The sequence below is a fragment of the Burkholderia sp. Tr-20355 genome (genome assembly GCF_017104685.1).
GTDB lineage: Bacteria > Pseudomonadota > Gammaproteobacteria > Burkholderiales > Burkholderiaceae > Burkholderia > Burkholderia seminalis.
The window spans coordinates 1-12,046 of record NZ_JAAGPK010000210.1 but is presented as its reverse complement, the minus strand read 5'-3'; the positions used below and the strand labels follow the sequence as shown (position 1 = coordinate 12,046).

The 12,046-nt window shown below is 68.3% G+C and carries 11 protein-coding genes and 1 riboswitch; of the genes, 5 read left to right on the top strand and 6 right to left on the bottom strand.

All coding sequences use genetic code 11. The features are described from left to right. Window positions 1-58 precede the first annotated feature (58 nt). The 4 genes from G3N62_RS31430 to G3N62_RS31415 form a co-directional block, all read right to left on the bottom strand. Window positions 59-1,072 (bottom strand): EamA family transporter, encoded by a 1,014-nt coding sequence (locus tag G3N62_RS31430; RefSeq protein ID WP_241013260.1) that lies wholly within the window; start codon window positions 1,070-1,072, stop codon window positions 59-61. 525 nt (window positions 1,073-1,597) lie between these two features. Then, window positions 1,598-2,386 (bottom strand): molybdopterin-dependent oxidoreductase, encoded by a 789-nt coding sequence (locus tag G3N62_RS31425; protein ID WP_034186587.1) that lies wholly within the window; start codon window positions 2,384-2,386, stop codon window positions 1,598-1,600. 29 nt (window positions 2,387-2,415) lie between these two features. Continuing rightward, the gene (locus tag G3N62_RS31420) at window positions 2,416-3,048 is read right to left on the bottom strand and encodes a cytochrome b/b6 domain-containing protein (protein WP_124670434.1); all 633 of its coding nucleotides are present in this window, start codon (window positions 3,046-3,048) and stop codon (window positions 2,416-2,418) included. A gap of 71 nt (window positions 3,049-3,119) precedes the next feature. Then, complete coding sequence (locus G3N62_RS31415) at window positions 3,120-3,392, bottom strand: pentapeptide MXKDX repeat protein (RefSeq protein ID WP_034186585.1); 273 nt, start codon at window positions 3,390-3,392, stop codon at window positions 3,120-3,122. A 270-nt stretch (window positions 3,393-3,662) separates the two neighbouring features. Beyond that, a riboswitch (TPP riboswitch) is annotated at window positions 3,663-3,779 on the top strand. A gap of 126 nt (window positions 3,780-3,905) precedes the next feature. Between G3N62_RS31415 and thiC the strand changes: the two genes are divergently transcribed. The 5 genes from thiC to G3N62_RS31390 all read left to right on the top strand — a co-directional run bounded on the left by thiC (window position 3,906) and on the right by G3N62_RS31390 (window position 9,497). Further along, on the top strand, window positions 3,906-5,837 hold the full coding sequence (gene thiC, locus G3N62_RS31410; protein ID WP_034186584.1) for a phosphomethylpyrimidine synthase ThiC: 1,932 nt from the start codon (window positions 3,906-3,908) through the stop codon (window positions 5,835-5,837). A 232-nt stretch (window positions 5,838-6,069) separates the two neighbouring features. After that, window positions 6,070-6,282, top strand: coding sequence for a glycine zipper 2TM domain-containing protein (locus tag G3N62_RS31405; protein ID WP_021162063.1), 213 nt, complete (start codon window positions 6,070-6,072; stop codon window positions 6,280-6,282). A 194-nt stretch (window positions 6,283-6,476) separates the two neighbouring features. Continuing rightward, window positions 6,477-6,725 carry a hypothetical protein gene (locus G3N62_RS31400; RefSeq protein ID WP_034186583.1) on the top strand — a complete coding sequence of 83 codons (249 nt, stop codon included), beginning with the start codon at window positions 6,477-6,479 and terminating at the stop codon, window positions 6,723-6,725. Between the two features lie 141 nt (window positions 6,726-6,866). After that, a complete protein-coding gene (locus tag G3N62_RS31395; protein ID WP_049035319.1) occupies window positions 6,867-7,793 on the top strand; it encodes a DMT family transporter in 927 nt (308 codons plus the stop codon). 423 nt (window positions 7,794-8,216) lie between these two features. Continuing rightward, window positions 8,217-9,497 (top strand): EAL domain-containing protein, encoded by a 1,281-nt coding sequence (locus G3N62_RS31390; protein ID WP_049035318.1) that lies wholly within the window; start codon window positions 8,217-8,219, stop codon window positions 9,495-9,497. 27 nt (window positions 9,498-9,524) lie between these two features. Here G3N62_RS31390 and arfB read toward each other — a convergent pair whose 3' ends face one another. Beyond that, window positions 9,525-9,929: an alternative ribosome rescue aminoacyl-tRNA hydrolase ArfB gene (gene arfB, locus G3N62_RS31385; protein WP_034186580.1), complete on the bottom strand. Its 405-nt coding sequence runs from the start codon at window positions 9,927-9,929 to the stop codon at window positions 9,525-9,527. Beyond that, window positions 9,926-12,046 (bottom strand): AAA family ATPase (locus tag G3N62_RS31380; protein ID WP_241013259.1); only part of this gene is annotated, 2,121 nt, incomplete at its 5' end. The genes G3N62_RS31380 and arfB, both read right to left, overlap by 4 nt.

The window sequence follows — 12,046 nt, the reverse complement described above, 5'->3', positions numbered from 1 at the left end:
TTTTTTCTCTATGCTTACGCCCCCCCCCCAGCTCTCCCCTGACCTTAACCCTCTTTCCCTACGCGACGCTCTCCCGTTCTGCCGCGGGCGCGTGCTCGGCCGCCACGGCCGCCGAACCGTCGGCCGCCGCCCGTGCCGCCGGCCGACGCGCCGGATCGAACACGAACGACAGCGCGACACTGCCGAGGATCGCGACGGTCGCGACCACGGTCGCCATCGTCACCGGCTCGCCGAGCAGCAGCGCACCGAGCGCGACCGCGACGATCGGGTTCACGTACATGCAGCTGCTCGCGATGATCGGGCTCGTATGGCGGATCAGATAGCCGTATGCGACATACGCGGCCATCGTGCAGAACACCATCAGGTACAGGAACGCGAACACCGGCCCCACCATCACCTGTTCGATGCGTTCGCCGATCAGCCAGGCGACGAGCGTCGAAATCAGGCCGCCGAGGCCGATCTGCAGCGACGTCGACAGGAACAGGTCCGACGGCAGCCTGAGCCGCGTCGCGAGGTGCGCGCCGCCCGCCCAGAACAGCGCGCCGGCCAGCACGCAGATCGTGCCCAGTGCCGAATTCCGGGCCGCCGCGCCGCCCGAGTTCAGCACGACGATACCGACCATCCCGAGCGCGACGGCCGCCCACTCGCCCTTCGTCACGGGCCGCCCGGCCACCGCCGCGATCACCGTCGCGAACAGCGGCACGGTCGCCACCATCACCGCGGCCGAGCCGCTGCTGACCGAGCTGATCCCCAGCGCGATCGTGCCGGACGACAGCGCGACGAGCATCGTGCCGACGATCCCCGCGTTGCGAATTTCGAGCAGCGTCGGCCATTCGGGCTTGCGTCGCAGCGCGAAGATGAACAGGCCGATCCCGCCGAGCAGGTTGCGCAGCCCCGACAGCAGCAGCGGCGGGAACGACTGCAGCGCGAAATGCAGGCCGCTGTAGGTCGAACCCCAGACGAAATAGATGAACACGAGCGCCAGCGCGACCCGGCCGCCGCGGCTTTGCGGCAGGCGGATCCGGAACGAAAAGCGCGCGAAGAAATCGAGCAGGCGGTCGAGCGGCGTCATCGTGCAGCCCGCCCGCACGTCACGCCGCGTGCCCCGCTGAAAGACGCCGGCCATGCCGGCAAACGGTCCTGGCGGGACCGGAAAGGCAGAGCGAACGTGCGGAACGACATGGCAGTGCGAACGGCGACGAAAGAGAACCGGCGAGCGGCGGCAGAGGGACAAAAAAAACGTGCGCACCCGCTTCGGCTGCACACGCTCGGCATTATGGCATCAAGGATTCGAAAGCATCGTCAGACCTGTCTGAAAGCATAAAGACTGACGTTTCGGCGCGACATTTTTCGGCCCGCACGCGGATGAAATCCGGGGCCGGATGAGCGGAACGCGCGCGCACCCGCGCAATCCGGGGCCGTCGAATCCGGCGTCGGCCAAACGGCCCGCCGTGCGCGCCGGTCCGTCCGTCGCGCCGGTCGTGACGGACGACGGGTCGGCTCGACGCGTTCGCGAACAGGGCCGCTGCGGTCGGCCCGCCTGTCGATCTTCAGGTGCGCGAATCCGCGTGCCGGACGCGCGCGCCCCGCGCGCCGCTCACGATCCGCCGAACCAGTTGTAGCCCTGATCGACCCAGTAGCCGCCCGGGAACGTATCGGTCACGAAGATTTCCATGATGTGCTTCGGATTCTTGTAACCGAGCTTGGTCGGCATCCGCAGCTTCATCGGGAAGCCGTACTCCGGCGGCAACTGGCGGCCGTCGTACTCGAGCGCGAGCAGCGTCTGCGGATGCAGCGCGGTCGGCATGTCGATGCTTTCGTAATAATCGTCCGCGCACTTGAAGCCGACGTATTTCGCCCGCGTGTCGGCGCCGGCGCGCGCGAGGAACGCGCCGAACGGCGTGCCGCCCCAGCGGCCGATCGCACTCCACCCTTCGACGCAGATGTGCCGCGTGATCTGTTCCGCATGCGGCAGCGCGCGCAGCTCGTCGAGCGTCCACACGCGCTTGCCCGTCACGCGGCCGGACAGCACGAGGCGATACGTCGACGCATCGACGTGCCGCACTTCGTCGATCCCGTAGTACGCGTTGAACGGGAACGGACGCGTGATGTCGGCCTCGGTGTAGGTCGGTGCGAGCCGGTCGGGGTTGAACAACCAAGCCTGCACGCGATCGTTCATGCGCGACACTTTCTCGAGAAACGTGTTGACCGACGCGTCGTCCTGCAACGTGCAGCCGGTCAGCATCGCGAGGCCGCCGAGCGTCAGGACGCGCCGGTTGAAGAGCCGCCGCGACGGCATCTCGAGCTCGCGGCGCACGTCGAGTTCGAGCGACTTGCGGTCGAGCGTCCAGCGCGGCTCGTCGCGGCTTTTTTCGGATTCCGACATGATGATTTCCTTCGCCCGCGGTGGGCAGGTCAGCGGCCGCGCAGCATCGCGAGCAGCGAGCGCGGCACCAGCAGCGCCATCGCGACATGGACGACAAAGAAGGCGACCAGCAGCGACATCGCCCAGAAATGCACGACGCGCGCGTTGTCGTAGCCGCCGAACAGTTCGCGCAGCAGCGGAAACTGGACGGACTTCCAGATCGTGAGCCCCGACAGCACCAGCACGACGAGATCGACGATCGCGGTCAGGTACGCGGCACGCTGCACCGCGTTGTAGACGCTCAGGTCGTCATGCGCGAGCCGCCCGCCGAGCGCGGCGCGGATGTCGCGCCATACGGATGCCGGCGTGACGGGCAGCAGCTTGCGCGCGAAGCGCCCCGTCGCGATCGACATCGCGAGGTAGAACAGCCCGTTGGCGACCAGCAGCCACATCGCCGCGAAATGCCATTGCAGCGCGCCGCCGAGCCAGCCGCCGAGCGTGATGCCATGCGCGAACGTGAATGACGGATAGATCGGCGACGCGTCGTAGATGCGCCAGCCCGACAGCGCCATCAGGATCGCCGCGAGCGCGTTGAGCCAGTGGCTCACGCGCACCCACGGCGGATGAATCGTGGGCGCGGGCGGCGGCGTGCTCGCGCGATCCGTGACAGGAACCGTTTGCATGATGAAGACTCCCGGATTGAGGCGTCGGGGCGGGACGCGATGCGTGTTGCCGGTCGCGCCCCGCGCATTCGTCAGTTCGACGGGCTCATGGCGTCCTTCTTCATCGCGTCGCCCTTGGACATCGCGTCGTGGCCCATCGCGTCCTTCTTCATCGCGTCGTGCTTCATGCCGTCCTTCTTCATGCCGTCCTTCTTCATCGCGCCGTCCTTGGCCATCGCGTCGTGGCCCATCGCGTCCTTCGACATCGACATGCCGTCCTTCGACATCGCATCGTTCTGCGCATATGCGCCCGTTGCGATCGTGGCAAGCGCGGCGACACAGGCAACCAGGAATACGTTTTTCATGACATCTCTCCACTACATGGGTTTAGGAGCCGAATAGACGGAGCACACCGCCGGAAATGACAGCGATGTCAAAAAAAATTCTAGACGCCGAAAATGAAGACGCGAATGCTGCACCGCTCGACCCTGGGCGGCCCCACCGGGAAGCCGTTCGGCGGCCGCGATTGCTGCGGCGCACCCCGCCCGGTCCGGCCGCGGCGATCAAGCGATCGCCCGGCGGCATCCGCTCCGCTCCCGGTTGAAACCGCCGCCAAGCCGGTGTATCGTGTGCCCTTGCTAACGCGGGGGTCCTGCAATGCGCCCGGTCAAACAACCGGCATTGCGGGTGAGAAATACCCTTTGAACCTGATCTGGATAATGCCAGCGCAGGGAAGCGTACGGATTTCGCCGCCATCCCTCTGACGAAACCCGCCGCCTCACGAATCTCGTCTCCTGCTTAGCTCGCGCCCCACAATTGCTTTGCATGGGGCCCGAGTAAGCGCCGAAGCGCCGACTCGGGCCGACACAGGAGATCGAATGAACGCCAATCCAAAGTTTCTGTCCGCCGACGCCCACGTCGACGCGGCTGCCGTCGCGCCGCTGCCGAATTCGCGCAAGGTCTATGTCACCGGCTCGCAGCCCGACATCCGCGTGCCGATGCGCGAAATCACGCAGGCCGACACGCCGACCGGCTTCGGCGGCGAAAAGAATCCGCCGATCTACGTGTACGACACGTCGGGCCCCTACACCGATCCGGACGCGAAGATCGACATCCGTGCAGGCCTGCCCGCGCTGCGCCAACGCTGGATCGAGGCACGCGGCGACACCGACGTGCTCTCCGGCCTGTCGAGCCAGTACGGCCTCGAGCGCGCGGCCGATCCGGCCACGGCCGACCTGCGTTTCCCCGGCCTGCACCGCAACCCGCGTCGCGCCCAGGCCGGCAAGAACGTCACGCAGATGCACTACGCGCGCCAGGGCATCATCACGCCGGAAATGGAGTACATCGCGATCCGCGAGAACCAGCGCCGCGCCGAATACATCGAGAGCCTGAAGTCGAGCGGCCCGAACGGCGCGAAGCTCGCCGCGATGATGGGCCGCCAGCACCCGGGCCAGGCATTCGGCGCCGCGGCCTTCGGCGCGAATGCGCTGGCCGAGATCACGCCGGAATTCGTGCGCGACGAAGTCGCACGCGGCCGCGCGATCATCCCCGCGAACATCAACCACCCGGAATCCGAGCCGATGATCATCGGCCGCAACTTCCTCGTGAAGATCAACGCGAACATCGGCAACTCGGCCGTCACGTCGTCGATCGGCGAGGAAGTCGACAAGATGACGTGGGCGATCCGCTGGGGCGGCGACACGGTGATGGACCTGTCGACCGGCAAGCACATCCATGAAACGCGCGAGTGGATCATCCGCAACAGCCCGGTGCCGATCGGCACGGTGCCGATCTACCAAGCGCTCGAGAAGGTCAACGGCAAGGCCGAGGACCTGACCTGGGAAATCTTCCGCGACACGCTGATCGAGCAGGCCGAGCAAGGCGTCGACTACTTCACGATCCACGCCGGCGTGCGCCTGCAGTACGTGCCGCTCACCGCGAACCGGATGACGGGCATCGTGTCGCGCGGCGGCTCGATCATGGCGAAGTGGTGCCTCGCGCATCACAAGGAAAGCTTCCTGTACGAACACTTCGAAGAGATCTGCGAGATCATGAAGGCGTACGACGTGAGCTTCTCGCTCGGCGACGGCCTGCGTCCCGGCTCGATCTACGACGCGAACGACGAAGCGCAGCTCGGCGAGCTGAAGACGCTCGGCGAGCTCACGCAGATCGCGTGGAAGCACGACGTGCAGGTGATGATCGAAGGCCCCGGCCACGTGCCGATGCAGCTGATCAAGGAGAACATGGATCTCCAGCTCGACTGGTGCAAGGAAGCGCCGTTCTACACGCTCGGGCCGCTGACGACCGACATCGCACCGGGCTACGACCACATCACGTCGGGCATCGGCGCGGCGATGATCGGCTGGTTCGGCACCGCGATGCTCTGCTACGTGACGCCGAAGGAACACCTCGGCCTGCCGAACAAGGACGACGTGAAGGAAGGCATCATCACGTACAAGCTCGCCGCGCACGCCGCCGACCTCGCCAAGGGTCACCCGGGCGCGCAGGTGCGCGACAACGCGCTGTCGAAGGCACGCTTCGAGTTCCGCTGGGAAGACCAGTTCAACATCGGTCTCGATCCGGACAAGGCGCGCGAATTCCACGACGAAACGCTGCCGAAGGATTCGGCGAAGGTCGCGCACTTCTGCTCGATGTGCGGCCCGCACTTCTGCTCGATGAAGATCACGCAGGACGTGCGCGAGTTCGCGGCACAGCAGGGCGTGTCGGAAACCGAGGCGCTGAAGAAAGGGATGGAAGTGAAGGCGGTCGAGTTCGTCAAGACCGGCGCCGAGATCTATCACCGTCAGTAAGCGCAAGCAGCGATCCGCGCCGGGTCGCATCGCGATGCACGAAGCCCGCTTTCGAGCGGGCTTTTTTGCGCACGTCGCGTGCCTGCGGCGGCACGGGAAACAATTGATTACGAAACCGCGCAAGCCTTAACAAGTCCTTACAGCAGCACCGCCAGGCGGCGCGTAGATTGGGGTCATGCGCGGCCGCCAGCCGGTCGCGCGACCTCCGCTCACTACCACAAGGACAACGATCATGAACTCGATTCGGCGTTTTGGGGTATGCGCGCTTCTCGTCGCGACGGTGGCCAGCCTGTCGGCCTGCGATTCGATGTCACGACGTCAGCGCGACACGGCAATCGGCGCGGGTGTCGGCGGTGTCGCCGGCGCGGCGATCGGCGGCAGCGCACTGTCGACGCTCGGCGGTGCGGCAGCCGGCGGCATCATCGGTAACCAGGTCGGCAAGTAAGCCGCCGGCCGGACCCGGCGCAACCTTCGTCCAGACGGCGTTTCCGCGATGCGGAAGCGCCGTTTTCGCATGCGGCGCCGCAATAGGCGCGGCAGCCGCCCGGAAATGATCGGTTACCGTTTTGCACACCGTGTCATCGGCGCGCGGCCTAAGCTTAAGCATCTGCCGATTGCCGGCTCCGCCGGAGAGACATCATGAACAGGACCCTCGTCGCGGCGGCGCTCGCCTGCACGACGCTCGCCGGCTGCTACTACCCGTACGGCTATTATCCCGGCGGCTATTACACGGCCGCGCCGGTGCAGCCGGCGCCCGTGTACGTCGATCCCGGCCCCGCCTACTACTATCCGGCGCCGGCCTATGCGCCTGCCTGGGGCGGCTATTGGGGACCGGCGCTGTCGCTCAATTTCGGCTTCGGCGGACGCGGCGGCTGGCGCCATCACTGACCGGGCACGGCCGCCGACGGGTGGCCCCCTGCCCCCTCGACCGGCGATATTCCCGTTTCTTGTCGTTTCATCGAATCGTGAAACGACGGTGCGGTAACGCGGTGTAAGATTCATCGCATCCCGTCTCCGCCCTCACGATCGATGTCACCCAAGAACGCCTTCCTGCTGACCGTGCTCGCTGCCCTGTGGGGCGCGTCGTTCCTGTTCATCCGGATCGGCGTGATCGATCTCGGCGTCGCGCCGCTGATGGCGTTGCGCGTGGGCATCGGCGCGCTGTTTCTCACCGGCTTCGCGCTGACGCGCTTCAAACCCGCCGACCTCGGTGCGCGATTGCGCCGCCATGCGTGGCCGTTGTTCGTCGTCGGCGCACTGAACTCGGGCATCCCGTTCTGCCTGTTCGCGTTCGCCGAGCTGACGCTGTCGGCCGGGCTCACGTCGGTGATCAATGCGACGACGCCACTGTGGGGCGCGCTCGTCGCGTACCTGTGGCTGAAGGACAAGCTGTCGTTGCCGCGTGCGCTCGGCCTCGTGATCGGCTTTGCCGGGGTCCTCACGCTCGTGTGGAACCAGATCGCGAACGCGCACGGCGACACGGGCGCCAGCGCGACCGCGCTCGCTGCCGCCGCGGCGCTCGGCGCGACGCTGCTGTACGGCATCGCGGCCAATTACACGAAGCGCACGCTCGGTGGCGTCGATCCGCTCGTCAACGCGGCCGGCAGCATGATCGGCTCGACCCTCCTGCTGCTGCCGTTCGCGATCGCCACCTGGCCGGCGGCGCCGGTCAGCGCCCACGCCTGGGGCGCGGTACTCGCCCTCGGCATCGCGTGCACCGGCATCGCGTATTTCATCTTCTTCTACCTGATCGCGCATGTCGGCCCCGCCCGCGCGATTACCGTGACGTTCGTGATCCCGGTGTTCGGGCTGCTGTGGGGCGCGCTGTTCCTGGGCGAACACGTGTCGGCCGTCATGATCGAAGGCTGCGCGATCGTACTCGTCGGCACCGCGCTCGCGACCGGCGTGATCAAGCGGATTCCCGGCATCCGGCCGCGCGGCGGCGAAGCGGCCTGAGGATCCGGGCGCGGGCGCCAACGCCTCGCGGATGGCGGCACCGCGCACCCGCATTCATCCGACGGCGGATCTCGTTCGCGCCTGTCTCCGCCGCCGGGATTTTTCGTCCCCCCGCCCTTTACCATTCGCCATGCGGTCGGGTTGTCATGTACGCCGGCAGCGCCCGCCGCTGCGTGACGATCATGCGCGGCACGCACGCGAACGGCACCGGCACCCCCGCGCCGTTGCCATGGCCGGGCCGTGTACCGTTTGCGTCTGGAGTTACCCTGATACGCGCGCCGCTGCAATCCCGGTACACTCGAAACACTTATCCGCACGAGGCGGCCTCGATGTACCACGTTCTTTCGCGTCCGCCTGCGCGTGCGACCGCATCGGCGTGGCGGCCCGCTCCCGCCCCACCGTACGCCCCCGGGCACCGTTGACATGAAGCCCGCCCGCGACCTGTCGCTCGACTCCTTGCTCGAACGCCTGACGCCGACGCCCGGCGGCTGGGTCGCCACCTTTCGCACCACGACGCTGCGCAGCGTGTTCCAGCCCGTGTTGTCGATCACGCACAAGCGCGTCGTCGGCTACGAAGCGCTGCTGCGCGTCGTCGACGCGGACGGCACGCTGCTCTCGCCCACCGCCCTCTTCGACAAGACGCGTGCCGACGCCGACGCGCTGCTGCTCGACCGGCTCGCGCGCTGCCTGCACACGGCCAACTTCGTCGCGCAGGGAATCGGCGACGGCTGGCTGTTCCTGAACGTGACGCCGCGCGTACTCGATACGGGACTCGTGCAGCGCGAGTTCGTCGAGGCGCTGTGCCGGCATTTCGGGTTGCCGCCGAACCGCATCGTGCTGGAGGTCGTCGAGCAACCGGCGCGCGACGAAGCCGCGCTCGCCCGCACGATCGACATGATCCAGCATCGCGATTTCCTGATCGCGATCGACGATTTCGGCACCGGATTCTCGAATTTCGACCGCGTCTGGCGCGCACGGCCCGACATCGTCAAGCTCGACCGCTCGCTCGTCGAACGCGCGACCGGGTCGGCCGACGATCGCCGCATCATGCATCACCTCGTGTCGATGCTGCACCAGGCCGGCGCGATGGTGCTGGCCGAAGGCGTCGAAAGCGACGACGCGCTGCAGACGCTGATGGAGGCCGATATCGATTTCGTGCAGGGTTTCCAGTTCGGCCAGCCCGATGCGTCGATCGCGCATGCGAGCGCGGCCGCGCCCGCGATGCTCGACGCCGCGTGGCAGCGCTTCATCGCACGCCGGCGCCCGCCGGTCATCGCCGAGCAGCCGGGCTTCGATGCGATCGAACGACTCGTGCTGGGCGGTGCGGCCGCCTTTTCCGCCAGCGGCAATCTGCAGGATGCCGCCCAACGCGTGTTCACAGTGCCGGCCGCGCGCCGCGTGTTCGTCACCGACGAGATCGGCGAGCAGTTCCTGCCGTCGATCACCGCGCGGCCCGACGACGGTCAGGCAGTCGCCGCCCGCCTCGCGCCGCTGTTCCCGGAAACCCACAGCAACTGGTCGCGGCGCCCGTACTTCCAGCGCGCGATCGCCGCACCCGGACGCGTCGCGCTGATGGGCCCGCATTTCTCGCTGACGGAAGGCCGCGACTGCTACACGGCCGCCGTCGCGATCCGCGCACGGAGCCGGCTCGTCGTGTTCTGCGTCGACTTCGTGCTCGACAGCGCGGGAACGGTGATGCGCTAGCCGCGCGCGCCGCCGGCCGTTCATTCGTCAGTCGATCACCTTCCCTCTTCCGGACTTCACCACGCTGCGGCGCGACTTGTGTTCGAGCCGCCGCTCCTTCGACGCACGCGTCGGCCGCGTCGCCACGCGTGCGCGCGGCGTGAACGCGACGCTGGAGATCAGCGAATCGAGTCGCGCCAGCGCGGCCTCGCGGTTCTTCTCCTGCGTGCGGTATTCCTGCGACTTGATCACGACGATGCCGTCGCGCGTGATGCGCTGGTCGGACAGCGCGAGAAGCCGCTCCTTGATCACCGGCGGCAGCGACGACGCACGGATGTCGAAGCGCAGGTGAATCGCGCTCGACACCTTGTTCACGTTCTGCCCGCCCGCGCCCTGTGCGCGCACGGCCGTCCATTCGACCTCGGCCGGATCGAGCGTATAGCGGATCATCATCGCGAAACCTCCGTGCGGTGTCGCGCGAGCGCTTCGTCGACGCGCGCCGCGAGCCCCGAATCGCGCTGCGTGCGTGTCGCGACCGCCTGCGCCAGCACGCGCCGCGGCCCGATCACCTGCACCCGCGTGCGCGCACGCGTGACGGCCGTATAGACCAGCTCGCGCGTGAGCACCCGGCTGAACGAGGCCGGCAGCACGAGCGCGGCTTCGTCGAATTCCGAGCCCTGCGATTTGTGGACGGTCAGCGCGAACGCCGTCTCGTGCGGCGGCAGCGCGGCCGGCGACACCGCACGCGCGGTGCCGTCCGCGCGCCGGAACCACACGCGCAGCACGCCGTGCGCATCGGGCAACGCGATGCCGATGTCGCCGTTGAACAGCCCGAGCGCGTAGTCGTTGCGCGTCACCATGATCGGCCGCCCGGTGAACCAGTGCGCGCCGACCGCGAGCGGCACGCGCGCCGCGTGCCGCACGTGCGCGGCCACCAGCGCGTTGACGTGCTCCGCGCCGCGCGAGCCGTTGCGGGTCGCGCACAGGATCCGGAACCGGTTGAGCGCATCGAACAGCGGCAGCGGATCGGGCACCGGCGCGTCCAGCGCGGCGCGCAACGCGTCGAGGTAAGCGCCGAACCGCCGCGCGAGCCGCTCGACCGTCGACGATGCAAGCGTATCGCCCGCATCGTCGTGGAAGGACGCGGCGGCCGTATCGTCGGCGGGCAGCGCATCCAGTGCGGCCTGCACGTCGCCGCCGCGGATCGCGACCGACAGCCGCCCGATCGGCGAATCGAGACCGAAACGGTAGTTGCGTTCGAGCCAGACGACGCAGTCCGCGAGCGGCGCCGGCGCGCGCGCGACGGCGGCTGCGGCGTCGACTTCGCCGGTCGATGCGGATGTCGCTGCCGTCACCGATGCGAGCGCCGCGTCGCCCGCGTCGAACGGCGGCAGCTCGACGGCATCGAGCCATGCGAGTTCGTCGACTTCGATCCATGCGGGTGTCTCCCCCGCGGTAACGGTGCCGCCGACATCGGCCGGCGCCGGGACTGCCGGCGGTGGCGATACGATCTCGGCCGACGAAACCTCGTCATCCTGCGGTTCGTCGTCGAAGAGCGATGCCTGTCGCGGATCGGCCTTCTGCCGCGACGCCGGTTTGCGGGAAACGGAAGCCGATGCCGAAGGCAACGCCTGCGCCGAAACGGAAGCCGGACGTGCGGCCGGCACGCCCGCCGCGGTGGCGATTGCGGCTTCGTCCGGCACCGGCAACGCCGCGACGAACGTCGCCTCGTCGATACCGAGCGCCTGTGCGATGCGCGTGCGCGCCGCGGCCGTAAAGGCGGGCCGCGCGCTCAACTCGGCGAACACGGCCCCCGCTTCGACCGCGGCCAGTTGATCCTTGTCGCCGAGCAGCACGAGCCGTGCGCCCGGCGCAAGCGCGTCGAGCAGATGCGCGGCGAGCGCGACGTCGATCATCGACGCCTCGTCGACGACGATCAGGTCGTACGGCAACGGATTGTCGCGATGATGGCGGAAGCCGGCCGCCCCGCCGCCGCCCAGCAGCCGGTGCAGCGTATACGACGTGTCGGGCAGGCGTGCCGCGAGTTCGGGCGGCAGGTCGCCGGCCCGTGCATGCAGCGCTTCCTGCATCCGCTGCGCGGCCTTGCCGGTCGGTGCGGCCAGCGCGATGCGCAGCCCCGGGTGCGCGTCGAGCAGGCAGGCCAGCACGCCGACGACCGTCGTCGTCTTGCCCGTGCCGGGGCCGCCGCTGACGATCGTCACGCGGCCCGTCAGCGCGACGATCGCCGCCACGCGCTGCCAGTCGACTTCGCCGTTGGCCGGCCCGAAATAGCGCGCGAGACTGTCGCGCAGCCGGTCGGGCGACAGGCCTTCGTCCGGACCGGCAACCCCGGCCTGTGCGACGAGCGCATCGGCAAGCCGCCGTTCGTAATCGAAATAGCGCGACAGGTACAGGTGATCGTGCCGGTCGACGATCAGCGGCCGCTCGTCGCCGCGCGCCAGCGTGCCGAACGCGACCACGCCGCTCGCGGCAAGCGCGGCGCGCACCTCGTCGAGCGGTGCGTCGTAGCGCTGCGCGAGTGCGCCGAGCGCGACGCACACGTGGCCGCC